The organism is Pseudomonas sp. ABC1, assembly GCF_013395055.1.
GTDB lineage: Bacteria > Pseudomonadota > Gammaproteobacteria > Pseudomonadales > Pseudomonadaceae > Stutzerimonas.
Map to the genome: position 1 here is coordinate 1,610,001 of NZ_CP058349.1, position 21,892 is coordinate 1,631,892.

General features: G+C 62.5%; 21 protein-coding genes (1 of these 21 running past the window's edge). 7 read left to right on the forward strand and 14 right to left on the reverse strand.

Annotation, left to right across the window (positions count from 1 at the left end):
- The 6 genes from ilvC to mrcB form a co-directional block, all read right to left on the reverse strand.
- Positions 1 to 679 carry the 5' portion of a ketol-acid reductoisomerase gene (gene ilvC / locus HW090_RS07080; protein WP_179112848.1) on the reverse strand. It extends 338 nt beyond the left edge of the window, so 679 of the gene's 1,017 nt are visible here — the first part of the coding sequence; the start codon lies at positions 677 to 679; its stop codon lies beyond the left edge, outside the window.
- 49 nt (positions 680 to 728) lie between these two features.
- Positions 729 to 1,220 carry an acetolactate synthase small subunit gene (ilvN, locus tag HW090_RS07085; RefSeq protein WP_179112849.1) on the reverse strand — a complete coding sequence of 164 codons (492 nt, stop codon included), beginning with the start codon at positions 1,218 to 1,220 and terminating at the stop codon, positions 729 to 731.
- A 2-nt stretch (positions 1,221 to 1,222) separates the two neighbouring features.
- Positions 1,223 to 2,947 (reverse strand): acetolactate synthase 3 large subunit, encoded by a 1,725-nt coding sequence (locus tag HW090_RS07090; RefSeq protein WP_179112850.1) that lies wholly within the window; start codon positions 2,945 to 2,947, stop codon positions 1,223 to 1,225.
- A gap of 349 nt (positions 2,948 to 3,296) precedes the next feature.
- Positions 3,297 to 3,620, reverse strand: coding sequence for a YqcC family protein (locus HW090_RS07095; protein WP_179112851.1), 324 nt, complete (start codon positions 3,618 to 3,620; stop codon positions 3,297 to 3,299).
- Entirely contained in the window at positions 3,620 to 4,381 is a 762-nt protein-coding gene (locus HW090_RS07100) for a tetratricopeptide repeat protein (RefSeq protein ID WP_218673565.1), read from the reverse strand. Before HW090_RS07100 ends, HW090_RS07095 begins: the two co-directional genes overlap by 1 nt.
- A gap of 38 nt (positions 4,382 to 4,419) precedes the next feature.
- Complete coding sequence (gene mrcB / locus HW090_RS07105; RefSeq protein ID WP_179112852.1) at positions 4,420 to 6,741, reverse strand: penicillin-binding protein 1B; 2,322 nt, start codon at positions 6,739 to 6,741, stop codon at positions 4,420 to 4,422.
- A 176-nt stretch (positions 6,742 to 6,917) separates the two neighbouring features.
- Here mrcB and HW090_RS07110 point away from each other — a divergent pair, with 176 nt between their 5' ends.
- On the forward strand, positions 6,918 to 8,480 hold the full coding sequence (locus HW090_RS07110; RefSeq protein WP_179112853.1) for a bifunctional aminoglycoside phosphotransferase/ATP-binding protein: 1,563 nt from the start codon (positions 6,918 to 6,920) through the stop codon (positions 8,478 to 8,480).
- A gap of 246 nt (positions 8,481 to 8,726) precedes the next feature.
- On the opposite strand, the gene HW090_RS07115 is transcribed toward HW090_RS07110, so the two are convergent.
- From HW090_RS07115 to HW090_RS07130, 4 genes are read right to left on the reverse strand one after another with little or no spacing between them, the layout of a single operon-like run.
- Positions 8,727 to 9,629: a ChaN family lipoprotein gene (locus HW090_RS07115; protein WP_179112854.1), complete on the reverse strand. Its 903-nt coding sequence runs from the start codon at positions 9,627 to 9,629 to the stop codon at positions 8,727 to 8,729.
- A 9-nt stretch (positions 9,630 to 9,638) separates the two neighbouring features.
- Positions 9,639 to 10,406, reverse strand: coding sequence for a heme ABC transporter ATP-binding protein (locus tag HW090_RS07120; protein ID WP_179112855.1), 768 nt, complete (start codon positions 10,404 to 10,406; stop codon positions 9,639 to 9,641).
- Positions 10,406 to 11,389: an iron ABC transporter permease gene (locus HW090_RS07125; RefSeq protein ID WP_179114853.1), complete on the reverse strand. Its 984-nt coding sequence runs from the start codon at positions 11,387 to 11,389 to the stop codon at positions 10,406 to 10,408. The genes HW090_RS07120 and HW090_RS07125 overlap by 1 nt, the downstream gene beginning before the upstream one ends.
- 50 nt (positions 11,390 to 11,439) lie before the next feature.
- Positions 11,440 to 12,327: a hemin ABC transporter substrate-binding protein gene (locus HW090_RS07130; protein ID WP_179112856.1), complete on the reverse strand. Its 888-nt coding sequence runs from the start codon at positions 12,325 to 12,327 to the stop codon at positions 11,440 to 11,442.
- Between the two features lie 168 nt (positions 12,328 to 12,495).
- Between HW090_RS07130 and HW090_RS07135 the strand changes: the two genes are divergently transcribed.
- The 6 genes from HW090_RS07135 (at position 12,496) to prmA (ending at position 18,085) form a co-directional block, all read left to right on the forward strand.
- The gene (locus HW090_RS07135; protein ID WP_179112857.1) at positions 12,496 to 12,831 is read left to right on the forward strand and encodes a Rieske (2Fe-2S) protein; all 336 of its coding nucleotides are present in this window, start codon (positions 12,496 to 12,498) and stop codon (positions 12,829 to 12,831) included.
- 60 nt (positions 12,832 to 12,891) lie between these two features.
- Positions 12,892 to 14,637 (forward strand): protein-disulfide reductase DsbD, encoded by a 1,746-nt coding sequence (locus HW090_RS07140; RefSeq protein ID WP_179112858.1) that lies wholly within the window; start codon positions 12,892 to 12,894, stop codon positions 14,635 to 14,637.
- 141 nt (positions 14,638 to 14,778) lie between these two features.
- Entirely contained in the window at positions 14,779 to 15,222 is a 444-nt protein-coding gene (gene aroQ / locus HW090_RS07145; protein WP_179112859.1) for a type II 3-dehydroquinate dehydratase, read from the forward strand.
- 45 nt (positions 15,223 to 15,267) lie between these two features.
- Complete coding sequence (gene accB, locus HW090_RS07150; protein ID WP_179112860.1) at positions 15,268 to 15,729, forward strand: acetyl-CoA carboxylase biotin carboxyl carrier protein; 462 nt, start codon at positions 15,268 to 15,270, stop codon at positions 15,727 to 15,729.
- A 17-nt stretch (positions 15,730 to 15,746) separates the two neighbouring features.
- Positions 15,747 to 17,096, forward strand: coding sequence for an acetyl-CoA carboxylase biotin carboxylase subunit (gene accC, locus HW090_RS07155; protein ID WP_179112861.1), 1,350 nt, complete (start codon positions 15,747 to 15,749; stop codon positions 17,094 to 17,096).
- Positions 17,097 to 17,206: 110 nt separating this feature from the next.
- On the forward strand, positions 17,207 to 18,085 hold the full coding sequence (prmA, locus tag HW090_RS07160; RefSeq protein WP_179112862.1) for a 50S ribosomal protein L11 methyltransferase: 879 nt from the start codon (positions 17,207 to 17,209) through the stop codon (positions 18,083 to 18,085).
- A gap of 56 nt (positions 18,086 to 18,141) precedes the next feature.
- Here prmA and murJ read toward each other — a convergent pair whose 3' ends face one another.
- The 4 genes from murJ to HW090_RS07180 all read right to left on the reverse strand — a co-directional run bounded on the left by murJ (position 18,142) and on the right by HW090_RS07180 (position 21,884).
- Positions 18,142 to 19,677, reverse strand: coding sequence for a murein biosynthesis integral membrane protein MurJ (murJ, locus tag HW090_RS07165; RefSeq protein WP_179112863.1), 1,536 nt, complete (start codon positions 19,675 to 19,677; stop codon positions 18,142 to 18,144).
- A 65-nt stretch (positions 19,678 to 19,742) separates the two neighbouring features.
- Positions 19,743 to 20,555 (reverse strand): bifunctional DNA-formamidopyrimidine glycosylase/DNA-(apurinic or apyrimidinic site) lyase, encoded by an 813-nt coding sequence (gene mutM, locus HW090_RS07170; RefSeq protein ID WP_179112864.1) that lies wholly within the window; start codon positions 20,553 to 20,555, stop codon positions 19,743 to 19,745.
- 20 nt (positions 20,556 to 20,575) lie between these two features.
- Positions 20,576 to 20,908, reverse strand: coding sequence for an iron donor protein CyaY (cyaY, locus tag HW090_RS07175; RefSeq protein ID WP_179112865.1), 333 nt, complete (start codon positions 20,906 to 20,908; stop codon positions 20,576 to 20,578).
- 109 nt (positions 20,909 to 21,017) lie between these two features.
- Entirely contained in the window at positions 21,018 to 21,884 is an 867-nt protein-coding gene (locus HW090_RS07180; RefSeq protein WP_179112866.1) for an HDOD domain-containing protein, read from the reverse strand.
- Positions 21,885 to 21,892: the final 8 nt, after the last annotated feature.

A 21,892-nucleotide genomic window follows, 5' to 3' on the forward strand; every position in this document is an offset into this window, starting at 1 on the left:
ACTCGAAGTAGGCCATTTCCGGCGCATAACCGGCTTCGACCAGCGTTTCGAAACCGGCCTTGACCAGCTCGACGGTACCGCCGCAGAGAACAGCCTGCTCACCGAACAGGTCGGTTTCGGTCTCGTCCTTGAAGGTGGTTTCGATGATGCCGGTACGGCCGCCGCCTACACCCGAAGCGTAGGACAGGGCAACGTTCTTGGCATTGCCCGAAGCGTCCTGGTAGATGGCGATCAGGTCAGGGATACCACCGCCACGCACGAACTCGGAACGCACAGTGTGACCCGGAGCTTTCGGCGCGATCATGATCACGTCGAGGTCGGCACGCGGAACGACCTGGTTGTAGTGGATGGCGAAGCCGTGGGCGAAAGCCAGGGTAGCGCCTTTCTTCAGGTTCGGCTCCAGCTCTTCCTTGTACAGCTTGCCCTGGAACTCATCCGGAGTCAGGACCATGACGACATCGGCACCGGCTACGGCAGTAGCGACTTCGCTGACTTTCAGGCCATGGGCCTGGGCCTTGGCAACGGAAGAAGAGCCGGCACGCAGACCGACAGTGACGTCTACACCGGAGTCTTTCAGGTTGCAGGCATGGGCATGCCCCTGCGAGCCATAGCCGATGATTGCGACTTTCTTGCCCTGGATGATGGAGAGGTCACAATCTTTGTCGTAGAAAACTTTCATTGAATTACCCTTGGTTGCTGGCCCCGATGGGGGCCGTCCGGATGAATGGTTAAATGCTCAGAACCTTGTCGCCACGGGAAATACCGGTGACACCACTGCGCACGACTTCGAGGATGGACGTTGCACCGATGGCCTGGAGGAAGCTGTCCAGTTTGTCGGTCGTACCAGCCAGTTGGATGGTATAGACGCTGGGCGTCACGTCGACGATCTGTCCACGGAAGATATCCGTGGTGCGCTTGACCTCGGCGCGCAGCGCACCAGTCGCCTTGACCTTGATCAGCATCAGTTCACGCTCGATATGGGCGCTTTCCGACAGATCGACCAGCTTGACCACTTCGATCAGCTTGTTGAGGTTCTTGGTGATCTGCTCGATCACTTCATCGTCACCGACAGTGGTGAGCGTCAGACGCGACAGGGTCGGGTCCTCGGTCGGGGCCACGGTCAGGCTTTCGATGTTGTAGTTACGCTGGGAGAACAGACCGACTACGCGAGACAGAGCGCCCGGCTCGTTTTCCAGCAACAGGGAAATGATATGCCTCATGATCAGGTCCGCTCCGTCTTGCTCAGCCACATGTCACGCATCGCGCCGTCTTTGATCTGCATCGGGTAGACGTGCTCGTTGGTGTCCACCGCGATATCGAGGAAGACCAACCGGTCTTTCAGGGCAAAGGCCTCTTCCATCTTGGGTTTGAGGTCTTTCAGATCGGTGATGCGGATACCGACATGGCCATAGGCTTCGGCCAGCTTGACGAAATCCGGCAGCGACTCCATGTAGGAGTGCGAGTGACGGCTCTCGTAGTTCATGTCCTGCCACTGGCGAACCATACCCAGGGCGCCATTGTTCAGGTTGACGATCTTCACCGGCAAGCCGTACTGCAGGCAGGTCGACAGCTCCTGGATGTTCATCTGGATGCTGCCTTCGCCGGTTACGCAGGCGACATCGTCGTCCGGGAAGTTGAGCTTGGCGCCCATCGCCGCCGGGAAACCGAAGCCCATGGTGCCCAGGCCACCGGAGTTGAGCCAGCGGTTCGGTTTGTCGAACTTGTAGTACTGCGCAGCGAACATCTGGTGCTGACCAACATCGGAAGAGACGAAAGCCTCACCCCGAGTGACTTCGCACAGCGTCTCGATGACCGTCTGCGGCTTGATGATGCTGCCGTCGCCCTTGTCATAAGGGAACAGGCCACGATTACCACGCCACTCGTCGATCTGCTTCCACCAGCTGGCGACAGTCTCGGCGTTGGGCGCCTGGCCGATTTCCTTGACGATGGCGACCATCTCGCTCAGTACGCTGTCCACCGGACCAACGATCGGGATGTCGGCCTTGATGGTCTTGGAGATGGATGCCGGGTCGATGTCGATGTGGATGATCTTGGCGTTCGGGCAGAACTTGGCCGCGCCATTGATCACACGGTCATCGAAACGCGCACCGACGGCCAGAATCACATCGGCATGGTGCATGGTCAGGTTGGCGGTGTAGCTGCCGTGCATGCCGAGCATGCCGACGAACTGGCGATCGGTACCCGGATAGCTGCCCAACCCCATCAGGGTATTGGTCACAGGCAAATTGAGGATCTTCGCCAGCTCGGTCAGTTGTGCGGACGCACCACCGAGGATGACGCCGCCACCGGCATAGAGCACTGGACGCTTGGCCGACAGCAACAGCTCTGCAGCCTTGCGGATCTGCCCGGAGTGACCACGCAGGGCTGGGCTGTAGGAACGCAGCTTGACCTTCTTCGGATAGACGTACTCGAACTTCTCGGCCGGGTTGGTGACATCCTTCGGAATATCCACCACGACCGGGCCGGGACGACCGGATTGCGCCAGGTAGAAGGCCTTCTTCAGGACTTCGGGAATCTCTGAGGCGTGCTTGATGATGAAGCTGTGCTTCACGATAGGCCGGGAGATACCGATCATGTCGGTTTCCTGGAAGGCATCGGTGCCGACCATGTTGCTCGGCACCTGGCCGGACAGCACCACCATCGGAATCGAGTCCATGTAAGCGGTGGCGATGCCGGTGATGGCATTGGTCGCGCCGGGGCCGGAAGTCACCAGCACCACGCCGGCCTTGCCGGTGGCACGCGCATAGCCATCGGCCATGTGGGTCGCTGCCTGCTCGTGGCGGACCAGGATGTGGGCGAGTTCTTTTTCTTTGAACAGTGCGTCGTAGACGTGCAGCAGCGCACCGCCCGGGTAGCCATAGATGTACTTAACGCCTTCGTCGCGCAGGAAGCGGACGACCATTTCAGCGCCGGATAAGAGTTCCACGTTGTTCACCTCTGAAACGCCAGATAACCGCCCGCGTCGGAGCAGCCAGGAATAGGTTTACTGCCAGACAGCGCATGAGCGACGGATGGTCGCCGACTACGTCAGCCACTGAGTTGGCAAGTATTGGGACGGCCCAGAGCGTTGCGGGGCATCCCACCCAGCGCGAGGTAACGCGTTGCGGGTAGTGCGGATCGGCGCGGGTAGCGCCTTGCTTGTCGCCCGAAACGGCCCGCTTGCGGCGGACAACCCGGATGACAAGCCTCGAATTGTTCGGATTCGACCACGCCAAGTCAAGTCTGGCGTGATAATCAAAGAGCCAAAACGCATAAAGGCGTTGATAGCCGCTCGTTCAACTCCTGAGCAAGCGATCGAAACCTTCCAGCGCATCCAGCAGTGCGGACACTTCCGTCAGACGCGCACCGTATACGACCTCCCCCATCTCCCTGATCGCGGAGGTGGAGGGCAGCGCGTGCCCTTCTTCAACGATGACCTTCATGCGAGGCAGGAAGACCCACTGCAACCACTCCTCGAAGCTCAGCGTATCGACGCAGAACGGCTGCTCACTCGCCAACGCATGCTCCGACGGAACGGAATCACTCCACAGCGACAGCACACGCAACTCCCGCTCGATCAGCAGGAGTTGCTCGGCCACTGAATGAATGCGTGCAGACATCAGAGCGTCACCTTGGCCCGCTCACGCGCCTGTGCCGCGCCGGCAGCATCGCCCTGGCGCTGACGGGACTGGGCGATCAGTTCCCATAAACTGGCCTGCAAGGCAGGACGATCCCCGGCATAACTCAAGGCGCGTCGCGCCAGTTGCTCGGACTGCACGGCATCCCCCCGCTCCAGGCGCACTTGCGCCAGGCGATAGAGCACCTGCGGCTCGCGCGGCGCTATACGCTGGGCGCGTTCCAGGCTGGAAGCCGCACCATTGAAATCGCCGTTGTTCTGCAACTGCTGCGCGGTCGTCAGCAGGGCCAGGACTGGCCCATCCAGTCGCTCGTCCGCAGACAGGCTGCCGGATGCGGAGGGAATACCAGTGGGTTGCACGGGCGCCTGTGCAGACACGCTCGGAGCGGGGGCCACCCAGCCACCGGTCGAGATACCGCTCGCTGACGAGGCACCGCCCACTGAACTGGCTTCAGGTGCGGCGAAAGTCAAAGGCGCGGAGTTGCCCTGAGGCACCATGACCGTCACCCCGCCCCCCTGCTCCACGGGCTGCGGCACCTGGGCCTGTACTGCAGCAGCTGGCGGCACATATCCACCGGAGGACGTATTGCGGGCAATACCATTTTCCGACACGGGTGCCCCGGCATCGACCACCGGAATGGCGCCATGGCGGACGCTTGAACACCCTTGAAGAACCACCAGAGCTGCCAGCATTGCCCAGCACTGCCCGTTCAGTCGACGCTTGCTCACTTGTTCGAACCTCATTCAGAGCATTCCCGATACATTCATATAAAGCTGGCGCCTCACGGCAACCAGCCTCGAATCCAGTCCATCAATGGATCGTCCCCGCCGCCACTCGCACCGCAGCCAGCACCTGCAGCGGGCTCGCTACCCCGGATGTACGGTATCTGGACAACTCCGGGGCAACCCTCGGCAGAGCCCAATCCGGTAGCGGCATCGACCCAGACCATCACGACATTGTCAGGCAACGGCATATTCAAGGGCAGCGGATCGGCTCGACGCATGAAATCCGCCCAGACCTGCAAGGCACCGCTGGCACCGGTGAGCGGCGTCTTGCCATTGTCATCACGCCCCATCCAGACCACCGCGAGCAAGTCCTGGCTGAAGCCGGCGAACCAACTGTCACGTGAATCATTGGTCGTCCCGGTCTTGCCTGCCAGGACCAGTGATTTGGGAAGCTGGTTATAGGCGGAACGCCCCGTGCCTTCCGTCATGACACGTCGCATGGCGTATTGCGTCAGGTAGATCGCACCCGCATCGAAGCGCTGCTGGATCTGGAAGGGATAGCGTTTGAGCGGCTCGCCATCGGCGGCCAGCACATTGCGGATGCCACGCAATGGCGTGTTGAAACCACCATTGGCCAGGGTCTGGTAGATATCCGCCACCTCCACGGGCCGCATCGCGCCGGCCCCCAGTAGCATGGAGGGGTAGGCAGGCCAGTCCGGCTCGACGCCCAGCTTCCCGAGGGTCTTGATGACATTGGGCACGCCCAGGTCGAGCCCGAGCCGTGCAGTGGACAAGTTGTAGGAGTTCGCAAGGGCCTGATAGAGGAAGACACTGCCATGTGCTTCGCGCCCATAGTTCTGCGGCCGCCAGACCTGGCCATCAGCACCTTTGACCGAAAACGGCTCGTCCTCCAGCCTTGTCGTCAGGGTGTACTGGCTGGGCGTTTCCAGCGCTGTCAGATAGATGGCCGGCTTCACCAACGAACCGATCGGGCGCACCGCATCCAGCGCCCGGTTGAACCCGGCAAAGCCCGCCTGGCGACTGCCCAGCATGGCCTGGACTTCACCGGTCTCAGGATTGGTCACCAGCATCGCCGCCTCGACCTTGTCCACGTCCGGTCGCCCGGCCAAGCGCTTGAAGGTGTCGTTCATCGCCCCCTGCGCCTTGAGCTGCAGGATCGGATCGAAGCTGGTGAAAATGCGCAGCCCTTCCTCCGTCAGGTCTTCCTCGCGATAGTCCTGGCGTAGCTGACGCTTGACCAGATCGAGGAAGGCCGGATAGGAACTGTTGGCCATGCTGCCCCGGCTGGTGATCCCCAGCGGCAGCTTCTTCGCCGATTCGGCCTGCTCGGGCGAGACGACCTGTTGTTCGGCCAGCATGTCGAGAATCAGGTTGCGCCGCTCCAATGCACGCTCAGACTGGCGCCTGGGGTTGTAATAGGTCGGCCCCTTGACCATGCCGACCAGCAGGGCGACCTGGTGCAGTTTGAGCTCCGATAACGGCTGACCGAAAAAGTACTGACTCGCCAGGCCAAAACCATGAATCGCACGGTTTCCATCCTGACCGAGGAACACCTCGTTGAGATAGGCCTCGAGTATTTCCGGCTTGTCGTAATGCAACTCCAGCAGCACCGCCATCATCGCTTCGGTGGCCTTGCGGGTGAGGCTGCGCTCGTTGGTCAGATAGAAGTTCTTCACCAACTGCTGGGTCAGGGTACTGCCGCCCTGGCGAACCTGCCCGGATGTCAGGTTGACCCACACCGCCCGGGCGATGGACTTGGGCGACACGCCGAAATGGTGGGGAAACTCGCGATCCTCGACCGCCATCAGCGTCTCGACCAGGTAGGGCGGAACCTGATCCAGGTTGATAAGGATGCGGTCTTCGTTGTGCGCCGGGTAAAGGCCACCGATCAGCAGAGGCTCCAGCCGGGCAACGGCCAGCTCACCGCCATCGGTACGCCCAAGGCCCGCAACGAAATCGCCGGAGAAGCGAACGCGGATACTGCGCGCCTCTTCCACGCCTTCGTAAAACTGGAAACCACGGGTGTGCAAGTCCACGTTGCTGCCCGCGGCGGAAACGCTGCCCGGACCGCTCACGGCGTTCTCGCGGCGATAACCCAGCGCATCCAGCTCGGTGAGAAAGTCCTGCCGGGACAGTTTCTGCCCGACGAACAGTTCCAGTGGACGCGCGTAGACCTTGGCCGGGATGGTCCAGCGCTTACCGGAGAATTTCTCCTGGACGATGGCATCGAGGTAAATGGCGAAGCCGGCGACGATCACCAAGGCTACGACACCGAGCTTGATAGCCCAGCCAAGCCATGAGCCAGAACGCCTCTGCGGCTTTTTCGAACGGGGTTTCTTTGAGCGTGCTTTAGTCATGGGCGCACATTATACGCAGTTTGCCCTACCGGGCAGACGGCCTCTCGGCAGTTTGCAGGACTACAGTCTATGGCCATAATGATCTCCCATGCCCATTCAGGGCCTGCCGATTGTTTCACCGCGTCTCGCTCGTGCAGAGACCTCGGCAGCAACAAAAGATTTCGCAAGGAATGATCGTGAGCCAGACGCTGATAACCGCACTGCAGAATCCGGAGCTGTTTGCTCACCCAACCACCGGTTTCCGGGTCATCGAGACCCATATTTCCTGGGTCATCCTGACAGGAACCCATGCCTACAAGATCAAGAAGCCGGCGGATTTCGGCTTCCTGAACTTTACCGAACTGAGCGCACGCAAGCATTTCTGCGAAGAGGAACTGCGCCTGAATCAGCGCCTGGCGTCCGACCTCTACCTGAAGGTCATTCCAATCACCGGTAGCCCGGAGGCCCCCTGCCTGGGCGGCGAGGGTGAAGCCATCGAATACGCCTTGCAGATGCGCGAATTTCCCCAGTCCCAATTGCTGGCCGAAGTGCAATCCCGTGGCGAGCTGACCGATGCCCATATCGATGCTCTGGCCCGGCAGATCGCCGACTTCCACCTGAGCACACCTCACATCGAAGCAGGCCATAGCCTCAACACCCCTGAAGCAATCGTCGCACCCATGCGTCAGAACTTCGAACAGATTCGCCCACTGCTCACCGAGGCGACCGACCTGCAACAACTGGATGCGCTGGAAAGCTGGACAGAAACCAGCATCAACCGCCTGCAAGAACTTCTGCAACAGCGCTGCCAGAACGGCTATGTGCGCGAATGCCACGGCGATCTGCATCTGGGTAACGCAACGCTCATCGATGGCCAGGTGGTCCTGTTCGACTGCATCGAATTCAATGAGCCCTTCCGCCTGATCGATATCGCCTCGGATGCCGCCTTCCTGGCTATGGACCTCGAAGATCGCGGCCTGAAATGCCAGGCCCGACGTTTCATCAATGGCTGGCTGGAACGCAGCGGAGACTACGACGCCCTGCCACTGCTGAACCTGTACAAAGCCTACCGCGCGCTGGTGCGCGCCAAGGTCAACCTGTTCCGCCTGTACCAGGAACAAGACCCTGTACAGCGCAAAGTGATCCTTCGCCAATACCGTGGCTACGCCAACCTGGCCGAAAGCTACAGCGCAATCCCGTCCCGTTTCCTGGCCATCACCCATGGCGTTTCCGCTGTCGGCAAAAGCCTGGTGGCGCTGCGCCTGGTCGAAGCGCTGGGCGCCCTGCGACTGCGTTCGGACGTAGAGCGCAAGCGCCTGAATGGACAACAGCAACCAGAAAATGCCGGAACCATAGGCACCGGCATCTACCGCGCGGAAGTCACCCAGGCGACCTACACGCGCCTGCATGCGCTTGCGGAGGAAGCCCTGCACGCAGGCTTCCCCGTCATCATCGATGCAACCTACCTGCAGCATAAGCAGCGACAGGCTGCCAAACAGATCGCCCAGGCCACTGGAGTGCCTTTCCTGATCCTCGACTGCCATGCCCCCGAGGCGGTGATCGAACAATGGCTGGCCCAGCGCCAACTAGAGAGTGACGATCCATCCGATGCGACCCTCGCAGTGATCCGCGACCAGCAGGCGTCCAGAGCCCCGCTGGACGAGGAAGAAGTGCGCCTGAGCCGCCGCGTGGACACCCAGGATGCCGCCAGCATCGACACCCTGATCAGTGATATCCGCCAGCATCTGCCAGGTTTCTGAGGCCCCGCGCACGGTGAGAATAATAAAAATCAAAATCATTTAGAAAAAGCTTGACCAGCTAATGATAATTGTTATTATTGCCACAACTGGTCGCGAGATCAGCCGATAAGCTGAAAGCCAGGCATCGGTCTTTCAGGTTATCTCCTCATCAGGCTAATCACGGTTTTGACCCGGCTCTTGCCGGGTCTTTTTTTGCCTGCAGAAAACCATCTTAAAACCACTCACGAACCGTGGACAGTCGAGCCACTACCTGCCGGGCTTGCCAGCCGCGTTCATGTGCTGGCGCATCTGCTCACAGTAGTCCTGCCGAGCTGGCGCGGGTGTGTACCAGACATAATCGGCCTGCTCGGCGCCAATCCGCCGTCCCGCATTGGCCAGAATCAGCACACTGATGCGCCCCGTATCCCCAAGGTCGGCAAGATGCAGAGGCACACCCCGATCCTTGCGTGCATGCTCGGCACCCGCCAGTAATACCGCAGGAACGGGGGCAGCCAGCAGAGCCTCAGCCATGCGCCGGTCTCGGTGCAGTTGCACCGACAACATCGCTGGTATCTTCTCGGCCGGCAGCATGCCGCAATGCGAGGCCTTGAGCTGCCGACTCAGTGCCTCGTGCAGCTCGGGATCGTTGGTTTTCTTGCCAGTGATGGACCTGCTTTCACGGTAGATTTCACGCATCTCCTGTGAATCGAGGTTGGCCGCCAGCAGGGGCGCCTTCTGCCGCAGGCCGTGGACGACAAGAGGGCCATACAAGGACCAGTCCCAACCGCGCTGCCACTCGAGCGCACCGGGAATATCGTCCGGCAAGTCCGTTTGCACCCGCAGCCTGTCGACACGTCCTTGCTGCCTGGGCTCGAGCATCTCCAGCAATAGCGCTCCAGCCTCTCGTCGGGACTCCAGCGCCTGCAACAGCCACAACTGGAGCGCGTGATGGTCGGCATTGTCATGCTGCTCCCCCAGAAGAATCCGGTCGGCACCCGACAAGGCCTCGACCAGTTGCTCAGGCGATAGAGCAGTCCCCGCACGCAGGTCGACGATCAACCCCACATCTTCGTGCTGCAACCCTTCCGTCCCCTGCCACTGCGGCAGAGGCGGCAATGCCTTGCAACCGACCAGCAACAGAACCAGAGCGACAAACGACAGGGTTCGCATAGGCGTTCCTCAACGAGCGATGATCAACGGATGGCCTCGTTCGGGGTGACGTTGCACCAGGACATCCAGGCCAAACACCTCCTTCAGCGGGGCGGGCTGCAAAACCTCATCAGGCGTACCGATGACATGCGCATGTCCTCCGGCAAGCAGCAACAGTCGGTCGCAGTAGCGAGCGGCCAGGTTGAGGTCATGCAGGATGACCAGAACCGCCCCGCCACTGCGGGAGAACTTCCGCACAGAATCCAGCGTACTGTGCTGATGCAGCGGGTCCAGCATGGAGGTTGGCTCATCGAGCAACAGCACCCGCCCGTCCTCCGCCGGCCAGAGCTGCGCCAGAACCCGCGCCAGATGCACGCGCTGCCGTTCGCCACCGGACAGCGCCAGGTAATTGCGCTCCGCCAGGTGCGTAGCATCCGCAGCCTCAAGCGCAGCTACCACCGCCTGCTGGTCGATGAGCTTGCCGGTGGAATGGGGCAAACGTCCCATCTCGACGACCTCATACACTCGAAAGCCGAAATTCAGCGTCGATATCTGCGGAAGAACGGCCATCCGCCGTGCTCGTTCGGCCCCCTCCCAGGCGTCGAGGGGCTTGCCTGCCAGCAAGACATGCCCCTCATGGGGCTGCAGCTCCCCACAGAGCGCCGCGAGCAAGGTGCTTTTACCGGCCCCATTGGGACCAAGAACACCCAGGATTTCCCCAGCCGACAAATGGAAACCGACCTCGGCCAGTACCGACTCGCCCGAGCGACGAACGTGCAGCCCCTCTACGCTCAACATCAGGCGCGTACCCTAAGCAGCAGAAACAGGAAGAACGGCGCTCCCAGCAAGGCCGTGACGATACCGATCGGCAGCTCGGCAGGCGCGAGCAGCAACCTGGCCAGCAAGTCGGCCAGCAGCAACAGGCTGGCCCCTGCCAGCGCCGACGCGGGCAACAGCACACGGTGGTCAGGCCCGACCAGCAGCCGAACCAGATGGGGCACCACAAGGCCGATGAAACCGATCATGCCTGCGGCAGCGACCGCCGCACCCACGCCCAGGGCCGTGCAGAACACCAGCTCACGCTTGACCTGCTCGACCTCGAACCCCAGGTGGCGGGCCTCTGACTCGCCAAGCAAGAGAGCATTGAGCGCCTTGGCCCGTCTGGGCAACCAGAGCGCCACGGCGAAGGTGACCAGCAACAAGGGCCAGAGACGGGCATAACTGGCGCCATTCAGGCTGCCCAGGTTCCAGAACGTCAGGGTCCGCAAGGTTGCATCGTCAGCCAGGTAGGTGAACAGACCAATCGCCGCCCCTGCCAGCGCCGTCAGGGCAATCCCCGCCAGCAGCATGGTCGCGACATGGGTCTGGCCGTCGCGCCGACCCAATCGATAGACCAGAGCCGTCACACCCAGGCCGCCAGCGAACGCACAGACGGAGAGCACGTAAGGCTCCAGTGCCGCCGGAATGCCGCCCAGCAACGCCCCACCGACAATGGCAACGGCAGCGCCCAGCGCAGCACCGCTGGAAACCCCGATCAGACCGGGGTCTGCCAGGGGATTACGGAACAGCCCCTGCATCGCCACCCCGGACAACGCCAGCACGGAGCCCACCGCCAGTCCGAGAAGGGTACGCGGCAGGCGAATCTGTCCCAGGATCAGTTCCGCCTGTTCAAGCCCCTGCGAAGCCAGCGGTACACCGAGCAGGCGCAGAGCGGCACGCAGTGTATCGCCCAGTGGCAGGCTGACCGGGCCGAGCGCCAGAGACAACCAGAACGCGATCAACAAGAGCCCGACAAGTGTGCAGAACAGCGTCCGCACGGAAAGCATGCGAGTCATGGAGCCCCATCATCGAGCGGAGGCTGCTGTGGGTAGAACGCGGCCGACCACGCCCCCAGCGTTTCCAGCGTCCGAGGCCCCAGCCCACCGACCAGCAGGGTCGGATCGACGACCAGGACACGCCCTTCACGCACGGCACGGCTGGAGGCCAGGCCAGGATTCTGCGCCAATATGGCCTTGAGCACCTCGGCACCGCGCAGGCTGCGATCGGTCACCAGCAACACGTGCGGATCGAGAGCTGCCAGCGCCTCGCTGGAGAACGCCTTGTAACCCGGATGAGCTGCAAGGTTGCGCCCGCCTGCATTCTCCAGCAGCCAGTCGGCTGAGGTTCCAGAGCCCGCCACCAACAGACTGCCCCCACCTTGCCCAACCAGCAGCAACACACCGGGAATCGCCTGTGTCTGCTGTGCGCTGTGCAGCCAATGCGCCTGGCGCGCCAGCCTGGCGTCCAGATCGACCAACACGGCCTCGGCACGCTCAGGCTCGCCCAGCAGTTCACCCAGGCGCCGCACGTTACCCTTCAAGGCCGGCAGGTCGCCGGCGGCAGACAGGCGTTCGATACGCACCCCCGCCGCACCCAACTGCGCCAGCACCGGAGGCGGCCCCATCTCCTCGCTCCCCACCAGCAGGTCTGGGCGCAGCGCCAGGATGCCTTCCGCCGCCAATTGGCGCTGGTAGCCGATACTGGGCAACGCTTTCAGGGAGGGTGGCTGCTGACTGGTACTGTCGACGCCAACCAGGCGTTGTTCGGCTCCCAGCGCCACGACCCACTCGCTGATGGCCCCCCCGGCGCTGACCCAGCGCTGCGGCTGTGCCTCCTGGGCCACACCGGCTTGCGCCAGCACTGACAGACCAACTCCACAGCAAAATGCTCGTATACGCACGCTCGATCGCTCCAGGCTTTATCGTGCCTCACAGTTGATTATTACTAGCATTTAAAAGTCAACCGATTGCGCCGCAGTTTAATGAAACCGATAGCGGCTGGATCGCTCTATCCGGCCACGCGATAATCCACCGCTCAGCCACAGAACCTTCTCCCGGGAAAACCACGCATGATCCGGCTCTGCCACTCGACAGACTTGATGGAAGGCCAAGGCCGTGGTTTCACGGTCATGGGCCGGACGCTCATGGCGGTGCGCCACAAGGGCCTGGCCTATGTCTACGAGAACCGCTGCCCTCACCGGGGCGTGCGCCTCGAATGGCAGACGGACCGGTTTCTCGACCCGAGCGCCAGCATGATCCAGTGCGCCCACCATGGTGCCCTGTTTCTCATCGACAGTGGCGAGTGTGTGTCCGGCCCCTGCCACGGCGACTTCCTGCAACAGGAAAGCTGCCACGAAGAAGGTGGCAGTATCTGGTTGCAAAGCCCGCCAGGGCGCGACACTTGAAACCGCGCACCCTGCGGCCGGCTTGGTTATCATGTGGCCGTCATCAACGGTGAGACTCCCATGCGCAGACTGCTGAGCCTGTGGCTACTGCTGTTTATCCTGCCCGCCAGTGCTGCGGGCCTGTTCGATAACCGCCCCAGCCCTACCCTGGGCGGCGCCCTGAACAATAGCGCGGACTTCCTGCCAGTCCGCGAAGCCTTCCGCCTGAGCCTGGTCGGCGTCGAAGAAGGCCAGGTACTGCTGCGTTTCACCAACGCACCGGGTTACTACCTGTATCGGCATCGCCTGCACTTCCAGAGTGGCGACGACAGCATCGAGCTGGGCCAGCCACGCCTGCCCGAGGCCCAACCCAAGATCGACGAGTATTTCGGGGACGTCGAGGTCTACTACGGCATCACCGATATCGCCATTCCTCTGCAAGATCCCGCCAACCCGCCGGCAACCCTGCGGGTGTCCTACCAGGGCTGTGCCGACAAAGGCCTGTGCTACCCCCCGGAAACCGAAACGCTGCAACTCACGGCTGCCGCAGCCGACGAGACAGAAGCGGGCCTGTCCTGGACATCGCTGGCCCTGTTCTTCCTCGCCGGGCTGGGCCTGACCTTCACCCCGTGCGTGCTGCCGATGCTGCCGATTCTCTCGGGCGTGGTCCTGCGTGGTCAGAACGGCGGGCTGCGCAGCTTCCTGCTGGCACTGGCCTACGTCCTGCCCATGGCCAGCGGCTTTGCCGTACTGGGCGCGCTGATGGGACTGTTCGGCGCCGAACTGAACCTGCAGGCACGCCTGCAATCGGCCTGGGTCCTGGTGCCGTTCGCACTGTTCTTCGTCCTGTTCGCCCTGGCCATGTTCGGCCTGTTCGAGCTGCGTTTGCCGCAAGCACTCAGCAGCCGGCTGGACAACATCGCGGGCAAGGCCAAGGGCGGCTCCTTTCTTGGCGCGGCCCTGCTCGGTACCCTTTCCAGCCTGCTGGTATCGCCGTGCGTCTCCGCCCCACTGGCCGGTGCGCTTCTCTATATCAGTGCCAGCGGCGATGCACTGGGGGGAGGCCTGAAACTCTTCGCCCTGGGCATAGGCATGGGTACACCGCTGATTCTGTTCGCCACCGGCGGCGGTGCCTTGCTACCGAAGAGCGGCGCGTGGATGGTCGCGGTGCGCAATGTCTTCGGCGTGTTGCTGCTGGCCGTCGCCATCTGGATGCTCGAACGCGTAGTGCCTGGCCCACTGGCGCTGGCACTCTGGGGCACGCTGGCAGCCGGCTCGGCACTGTTCCTCGGCACTCTGGAGCTGACCACCAAGACGCCTCGCCAGAAACTCGCGCAGTTGCTGGGCCTGGCCTTGCTGGCCTACGCCCTGGCAGCCTGGACCGGCGCCCTGCAAGGTGCGACCGACCCGCTACGTCCTTTGCCGCCCTCGAATCAGGCCGCCCTCACCAGCAGCCAGGACAGTTGGCATGAAGTATCCACGCCCGGCGAACTCGACACCCAACTCGCGGCAGCGCGCAGTGCCGGGCAACCGGTACTGCTGGACTGGTATGCGGACTGGTGCATCAGTTGCAAGGTGATCGAACGAGAAGTCCTTGGCGCACCGCAGGTGATCGAACGACTGAAGGGTTACCGGCTGATACGCTTCGATATCACCGAGAGCAATGCCGCACAGCGTGCCCTGCTGGACCGCTACAAGCTGTTCGGGCCGCCGGCCCTGCTGTTCTTCGACCGCAAGGGCGAGGAAATCGACAAGGCGCGCGTGGTGGGAGAAATAGAGCTGGACAGCTTCATCCAGCGCCTGGAGCTGGCCAGCGGCAGCATCTAAGGTCTGTTGCCATCTCCAGCCATAATGCGGACATTTACCGCGAACACGGCATGACTGGACAGTCAGTACAGGCTTCGGGCATAGTTTCAATCTTTTTCGCGACACTCGGCATCCGCTGCGACAGAACAACAAGGAATACCCATGGCCACGATCCTGGTTCTACATGGCCCCAACCTGAACATGCTCGGCGTCCGCGAGCCGGGCATCTATGGTGCACTCACACTCGAACAGATCAACCAGGATCTCCAGCGCCGCGCCAGCGATGCCGGCCACCGGCTGTCCTGTCTGCAATCGAACGCCGAGCATGAACTGATCGACCGTATCCATGCCGCGCATGTCGAGGGCGTCGACTTCATCCTGATCAATCCGGCCGCCTTCACACACACCAGCGTTGCATTACGTGACGCATTGCTGGCCGTGAGCATCCCATTCATCGAAGTGCACCTGTCAAACGTGCACAAGCGTGAATCTTTCCGTCATCACTCCTACCTCTCCGACGTGGCGGTAGGTGTGATCTGTGGTCTTGGCGCCAGCGGCTACCGCCTGGCTCTGGAGGCCGCCCTGGAACAACTCGCTGCTTCCTAGGAAGCCAGCACAAACCTATAGCACTCACCTGGGAGTCACTGCTTCATGGATATTCGCAAAGTCAAGAAACTGATCGAACTGCTGGAAGAGTCCGGTATCGACGAACTGGAAATCCACGAGGGCGAAGAGTCCGTACGCATCAGCCGTCACAGCAAGCAACCGGCCTTTGCCCAGCAGCCGATCTACGCACCTGCACCCGCCGCGCCCGCCCCGGTCGCCGCTGCGCCTGCCGCTGCCAGCGCCGACGCCGCTCCAGCCGCGCCGAAACTGAACGGTAACGTTGTTCGCTCGCCGATGGTCGGTACCTTCTACCGTGCACCGTCGCCAGAGTCCGCCAACTTCGCCGAGGTCGGTCAGACCGTCAAGAAAGGCGACATCCTCTGCATCGTCGAAGCGATGAAAATGATGAACCACATCGAGGCCGAAGTCAGCGGCACCATCGAATCCATCCTGGTGGAGAATGGTCAGCCGGTCGAATACGACCAGCCGCTGTTCACCATCGTTTGAACCGCGGAGAGCCTGCGATGTTGGAAAAAGTACTGATCGCCAACCGCGGCGAGATCGCCCTGCGCGTCCTGCGCGCCTGCAAGGAGCTGGGCATCAAGACCGTCGCGGTGCACTCCACCGCTGACCGTGAACTGATGCACCTGTCTCTGGCAGACGAATCCGTCTGCATCGGCCCGGCAGTGGCGACCAGCTCCTATCTGCATATCCCGGCGATCATCGCCGCTGCGGAAGTGACGGGCGCCACGGCCATCCACCCGGGTTATGGCTTCCTTGCCGAGAACGCCGATTTCGCCGAACAGGTCGAGAACTCGGGCTTCGTCTTCATCGGCCCGAAAGCCGACACCATTCGCCTGATGGGCGACAAGGTCTCGGCCAAGGACGCCATGAAGAAAGCCGGCGTCCCTACCGTTCCCGGCTCCGACGGCCCGTTGCCGGAAAATGAAGAAGAAGCCCTGCGCATCGCCCGCGAAGTCGGCTATCCGGTCATCATCAAGGCCGCTGGCGGCGGCGGTGGCCGCGGCATGCGCGTGGTGCACAAGGAAGAAGACCTGATCAAGTCGGCCAAGCTGACGCGTACCGAGGCCGGCGCGGCCTTCGGCAACTCGATGGTGTACCTGGAAAAATTCCTCGGCAACCCACGCCACGTGGAAGTCCAGGTGCTGTCCGACGGCCAGGGCAATGCCATTCACCTCTATGACCGCGACTGCTCGCTGCAACGCCGTCACCAGAAGGTACTGGAAGAAGCGCCTGCGCCGTTCATCGACGAGAAGGCCCGTGCCGAAGTGTTGAAGCGCTGTGTCGATGCCTGCATCGAGATCGGCTATCGCGGCGCCGGCACCTTCGAGTTCCTCTATGAAGATGGCCGCTTCTACTTCATCGAGATGAACACCCGCGTACAGGTCGAGCACCCGGTCACCGAAATGGTCACTGGTATCGATATCGTCAAGGAAATGCTCAACATTGCCGCCGGCAACACGCTGTCGGTCAAGCAGGAAGACGTGATTCTCCGTGGTCACTCGCTGGAATGCCGCATCAATGCGGAAGACCCGTCGAACTTCCTGCCTTGCCCAGGCAAGGTCAAGCACTTCCACGCGCCGGGCGGCAATGGCGTGCGTGTCGACTCGCACCTCTACAGCGGCTACAGCGTTCCGCCGAACTACGACTCGCTGATCGGCAAGCTGATCACCTACGGCGCCACCCGCGACGAGGCCATGGCCCGTATGCGCAACGCGCTGGACGAGATCGTGGTCGACGGTATCAAGACCAACATCCCCCTGCATCGCGACCTGACCCGCGACAAAGGGTTCTGCGAAGGCGGCGTGAACATCCACTACCTGGAAAAGAAACTGGGTATGGATAAGCACTAAGCTGCACGCGGTATCATGCGACACCCGAAGGGGAGCGGCTTGCCGCTCCCTTCTTTTTTCCCGCAGCTTGAAGCCCGCGGCTTGAAGCTGCTCCCCAAGGGAGCCTCCCCATGCCCTGGCTACAAGTCCGCCTTGCCATCACCCCCGACCAGGCCGAAGTCTACGAAGACGCCCTGCTGGAAGCCGGCGCGGTGTCGGTGACCTTCATGGATGCCGAAGACCAGCCGATCTTCGAGCCCGACCTGGGCACCACGCCGCTGTGGAGCAACACCCACTTGCTGGCACTGTTCGAGGAAGACACCGACGAAGTCGCATTGCTCGGTCACCTCAGCGTACTGACCAGCGGCGCGTTGCCGACCTACCAGATCGAACGCATCGAAGACCAGGACTGGGAACGCAGCTGGATGGACAACTTCCAGCCCATGCGCTTCGGCCGTCGCCTGTGGATCGTGCCGAGCTGGCATGAGGCACCGGACGCCGACGCGGTCAACCTGCTGCTCGACCCCGGCCTGGCCTTCGGCACCGGTACCCATCCGACCACGGCCCTGTGCCTGGAGTGGCTGGACGGACAGGAGCTGGAAGGGCTGGACGTGCTCGATTTCGGTTGCGGCTCGGGCATCCTCGCCATCGCCAGCCTGCTGCTGGGCGCGCGCCGCGCCGTCGGCACGGACATCGACGTGCAGGCGCTGGAGGCCTCCCGCGACAACGCTGGTCGCAACGGTATCGAGGCCGAGCGCTTCCCGGTCTACCTGCCCGAACACCTGCCCCAACAGCAGGCCGATATTCTGGTCGCCAATATCCTCGCCGGGCCGCTGGTGGCGCTGTCCGCCCAGATCGCCAGCCAGATACGCACAGGCGGCAAGCTGGCCCTGTCGGGCATCCTCGCCGAACAGGCCGAGGAAGTCCGCACGGCCTATGACAAGTATTTCGAACTGGACCCGACCGCAGAAAAGGATGGCTGGGTCAGGATCAGCGGTATCCGCCGCTGATGGATGCCCTGCCGGGGGCGCCATGCGTACCCGGCGCTCGGTGCGCGTGGCGCACCCTACACAGAGCGGCGGGCGAAATCGCGGGGGCGGAAACCCAGCAGCGCCAGGCTTCCGAAGTAGGCTGCCAGCCCCAGCAGCACCAGGCCGCCAAGGCGTAGCAGGCGCAGCAGCATGCCGTCCTCGCCCCAGGCCGGCATGTAATGCAGGGCCAACAGCAGCGCTCCACCCATCGCCATCACGGCCAGCAGCAGCTTGACGAAGAATCGCCCCCAGCCCGGCTGGGGCTGGTAATGCCCGCCCTTGCGCAACTGCCAGAACAACAGCCCGGCATTCAGGCAGGCGCCCAGCCCGATGGCCAGCGCCAGACCGGCATGGGCCAATGGGATGATCAGCAACAGGTTCAACGCCTGCGTCACCAGCAGCGTCACCAGTGCGATCTTCACCGGCGTGCGTATGTCCTGGCGCGCGTAGAAGCCCGGCGCCAGGATCTTCACCAGGATGATCCCCAGCAACCCCACGGAGTAGGCAATCAGCGCCTGCTGGGTCATCAGCGCATCGTGGGCGGTGAACTTGCCGTACTGGAACAGCGCCACCGTCAACGGCTCGGCCAGCACCGCCAGCGCCACGGCACTGGGCAGCACCAACAGGAAGCACAGGCGCAGCCCCCAGTCGAGCAGCCGCGAATACTCGGTGTGGTCCGCCAGTGCATGGGTGCGCGACAGCGCCGGCAGCAGGATGGTCCCCAGCGCGACGCCCAGCACCCCTGACGGCAGTTCCATCAGGCGGTCGGCGTAGTACATCCAGGACACAGAGCCGGCGACCAGGAACGAGGCGAAGATGGTGTTGATGATCAGCGAAATCTGACTGACCGACACACCGAAGATCGCCGGCGCCATGAGCTTGAGTACCCGCCAGACGCCCGTATCGCGCCAGTTCAGGCGCGGCAGCACGAGCATGCCGATCTTCTTCAGGTGCGGCAGTTGCCAGCACAGTTGCAGCACGCCGCCCATCAGCACCGCCCAACCCAGCGCCATGATCGGCGGGTCGAAGTACGGCGCCAGGAACAGCGCGAAGACGATCATGCTGATGTTCAGCAAGGTCGGCACGAAGGCCGGCACCGAGAAACGGTTCCAGGTATTGAGCACCGCCCCGCTCAGCGAAGACAGCGAGATCAGCAGGATGTAGGGAAAGGTCACCCGCAGCAGATCGACAGTCAGCTCGAAACGCTCGACTTCGTCAGCGAAGCCCGGCGCGGAAATCCAGACGATCCAGGGCGCCGCCAGGATACCGATCAGTGTGACCAGCGCCAGCACCAGGGTCAGCAAACCACTGACATAGGCCAGGAACGTGCGTGTCGCCTCCTCCCCCTGCTGCGCCTTGTACTCGGCCAGGATCGGCACGAACGCCTGGGAAAATGCGCCCTCGGCAAAGATACGCCGCAACAGGTTGGGCAATTTGAAGGCGACCACGAAGGCGTCGGACGCAACGCCCGCGCCGAAGATGCGGGCGATGATGGTATCGCGGACGAACCCCAGTACACGGGACAACATCGTCAGCGAGCTGACAGCAGCCAGCGACTTGAGCAGATTCATTGAATACCTATGCCGGCCTTGTGCCGGCGCAGAGTGTAATACAAGCCTCGAGGCGCGGACCGGACTCAGCTTTGGCAGCGTGGGCAATAGACGCTGGAGCGCTGCCCCAGTCGGACTTCGCGCAGGGTACTGCCACAGCACTTGCAGGGTTGCCCGCCACGGCCGTAGACGAACAGTTCCTGCTGGAAGTAGCCAGGCTTGCCATCGCCACCAACGAAATCGCGCAGGGTGGTGCCGCCACGCTCGATAGCATGCGCCAGCACGCGCTTGATCTCGGCGCCGAGCTTCAGGTAGCGCGCCCGCGAAACCGTACCGGCAGCGCGATTGGGGTCGATACCGGCGGCGAACAGCGCCTCGCTCGCATAGATATTGCCCACGCCGACCACCACTGCGTTGTCCATGATGAACGGCTTGATCGCCATGCTGCGCCCACGGGACGCCTGGAACAGCCGGTCGCCGTCGAAGGCATCGCTCAGCGGTTCCGGACCGAGCCGCACCAGCAGTTCATGATGGGCCGGATCGAGGCTCCAGAGCAGCGCGCCGAAGCGCCGTGGGTCGGTGTAGCGCAGCGCCAGGCCGGACTCCAGCAACAGATCGACATGCTCATGCCGCGCTGGCGGCAGGTCACCCGGCACCAGCCGAAGGCTGCCGGACATCCCCAGGTGTGCGATCAGCGTACCGGCCTCGGCACCGATCAACAGGTACTTGGCGCGCCGCTCGACACGTTCGATCCGCTGGCCGGACAAGCGCACATCCAGGTCTTCGGGAATCGGCCAGCGCAGACGCCGCTCGCGCACGATGACACGCTCGACGCGCTGGCCGACCAGATGCGGCTCGATACCGCGGCGGGTGGTTTCGACTTCCGGGAGTTCCGGCATGGCTAGGTTCTACTCCAGGCTCAGAGGTCTTCGAATTCCACGCTTTCCCCACCCTGTTCGAGGGTGGCGCGGCTCAACAGGTCACCCAGGCGCTCGCCGCTGGTATCGCAGACCCAGGCCTGCTCGGACTCGTCGTAGTCGAAGTGAAAGCCGCCTGAACGGGCCGCCACCCACAACTGCAACAGCGGCGCCTGGCGGCTGAGGATCAGTTGGCTGCCGTTATCGAAGCGCACGGTCAGTACGCCGCCGGAGTTTTCCAGATCGACATCCAATCCGCTGTCGTCGAACGCATCCTCGACGGCTTCCTGTGCGGCATCGATCAGGTCGTGGAAACGGGCTTCGCTGAGACTCATGGCATTCCTCGGTAAAAGACAGGCGGACGGCTGGCGAGCTTAGGGAGTGTCCGGCCCGACCGCAACCGCCCCGCCCGGCGAAAACGCCACGCGGCTCCGGCGACGCCGATCAGGCAACACCCAGCTCGCGAATATTCTCGCGCAGCAACTGGAAGTCGTACTCGGTCAACCCGACGTAATCCAGCACCAGAGCCTCGATGGCCAGCCACTCATGGTCTTCCTTCTGATTGCCCAGCACCCGGTAGCACTTGCAGATGTGCTCGGCCATTTTCAGGATCGCCAGCAGGTTCTTGAGCTGCGCATCGCGCGCGCTTTCGTCCTGGAAGATCGACAGCGCGTTGTGGTGGTTGGCGATGGCCTCGCACAGATGGCGCGGCAGATTCCACGACTTGGCGGTGAAATAGCCCACCACCGCATGGTTGGTGTTGAGCAGCCGGTTTTCCGTATCGACGATGCGCACACCTTCGTCGGCGCAGGCATAGGACTCCTCCAGCACCTCCATATAGTTCGGAAAACGCTTGAGCATCAGTGGGATGCCGCAGTTGTGGAACAGCCCCAGGGTATAGGCCTCGTCCACCCCTTCGCAGCCGATACGCCGGGCCAGTGTCAGGCAAGTCATGGCGACATCCTGCGCGGTGTCCCAGAAGCGGTTGAGGGTGACGATGGTGCTGTCGCTCATTTCGCTTCTGATCGACAGCGCGTTGATCATGTTGATCACCGAGTCGCTGCCCAGCAGGTTGACGGCCCGCTGGATCGAACCGACCTTGTTGGCCAGGCCGAAATAGGGCGAGTTGACGATCTTCAGCAGCGCGCCGGAGAGCCCTGGGTCCTGGCTGATCAGGCGGGCGATGTTCCTCAGGTCCGGGCTGGGCATGACCTGCTCCATCTGCAGGTCGACCATTATCTGTGGTTGCGGCGGTACGCTGATGCCCTGCAGGACTTTCTGGATCTGCTCGGCAGTGAGCTCGTTGGGCATGGAAGGCT

What these genes read in the sequence shown, in the direction of transcription:
- ilvN (WP_179112849.1), bottom strand. Translation starts at nt 1,220, where the DNA reads ATGAGGCATATCATTTCCCTGTTGCTGGAAAACGAGCCGGGCGCTCTG.
- HW090_RS07095 (WP_179112851.1), bottom strand. Translation starts at nt 3,620, where the DNA reads ATGTCTGCACGCATTCATTCAGTGGCCGAGCAACTCCTGCTGATCGAG.
- HW090_RS07100 (WP_218673565.1), bottom strand. Translation starts at nt 4,381, where the DNA reads ATGAGGTTCGAACAAGTGAGCAAGCGTCGACTGAACGGGCAGTGCTGG.
- mrcB (WP_179112852.1), bottom strand. Translation starts at nt 6,741, where the DNA reads ATGACTAAAGCACGCTCAAAGAAACCCCGTTCGAAAAAGCCGCAGAGG.
- HW090_RS07115 (WP_179112854.1), bottom strand. Translation starts at nt 9,629, where the DNA reads ATGCGAACCCTGTCGTTTGTCGCTCTGGTTCTGTTGCTGGTCGGTTGC.
- HW090_RS07120 (WP_179112855.1), bottom strand. Translation starts at nt 10,406, where the DNA reads ATGTTGAGCGTAGAGGGGCTGCACGTTCGTCGCTCGGGCGAGTCGGTA.
- HW090_RS07135 (WP_179112857.1), top strand. Translation starts at nt 12,496, where the DNA reads ATGATCCGGCTCTGCCACTCGACAGACTTGATGGAAGGCCAAGGCCGT.
- HW090_RS07140 (WP_179112858.1), top strand. Translation starts at nt 12,892, where the DNA reads ATGCGCAGACTGCTGAGCCTGTGGCTACTGCTGTTTATCCTGCCCGCC.
- aroQ (WP_179112859.1), top strand. Translation starts at nt 14,779, where the DNA reads ATGGCCACGATCCTGGTTCTACATGGCCCCAACCTGAACATGCTCGGC.
- accB (WP_179112860.1), top strand. Translation starts at nt 15,268, where the DNA reads ATGGATATTCGCAAAGTCAAGAAACTGATCGAACTGCTGGAAGAGTCC.
- accC (WP_179112861.1), top strand. Translation starts at nt 15,747, where the DNA reads ATGTTGGAAAAAGTACTGATCGCCAACCGCGGCGAGATCGCCCTGCGC.
- prmA (WP_179112862.1), top strand. Translation starts at nt 17,207, where the DNA reads ATGCCCTGGCTACAAGTCCGCCTTGCCATCACCCCCGACCAGGCCGAA.
- murJ (WP_179112863.1), bottom strand. Translation starts at nt 19,677, where the DNA reads ATGAATCTGCTCAAGTCGCTGGCTGCTGTCAGCTCGCTGACGATGTTG.
- mutM (WP_179112864.1), bottom strand. Translation starts at nt 20,555, where the DNA reads ATGCCGGAACTCCCGGAAGTCGAAACCACCCGCCGCGGTATCGAGCCG.
- cyaY (WP_179112865.1), bottom strand. Translation starts at nt 20,908, where the DNA reads ATGAGTCTCAGCGAAGCCCGTTTCCACGACCTGATCGATGCCGCACAG.
- HW090_RS07180 (WP_179112866.1), bottom strand. Translation starts at nt 21,884, where the DNA reads ATGCCCAACGAGCTCACTGCCGAGCAGATCCAGAAAGTCCTGCAGGGC.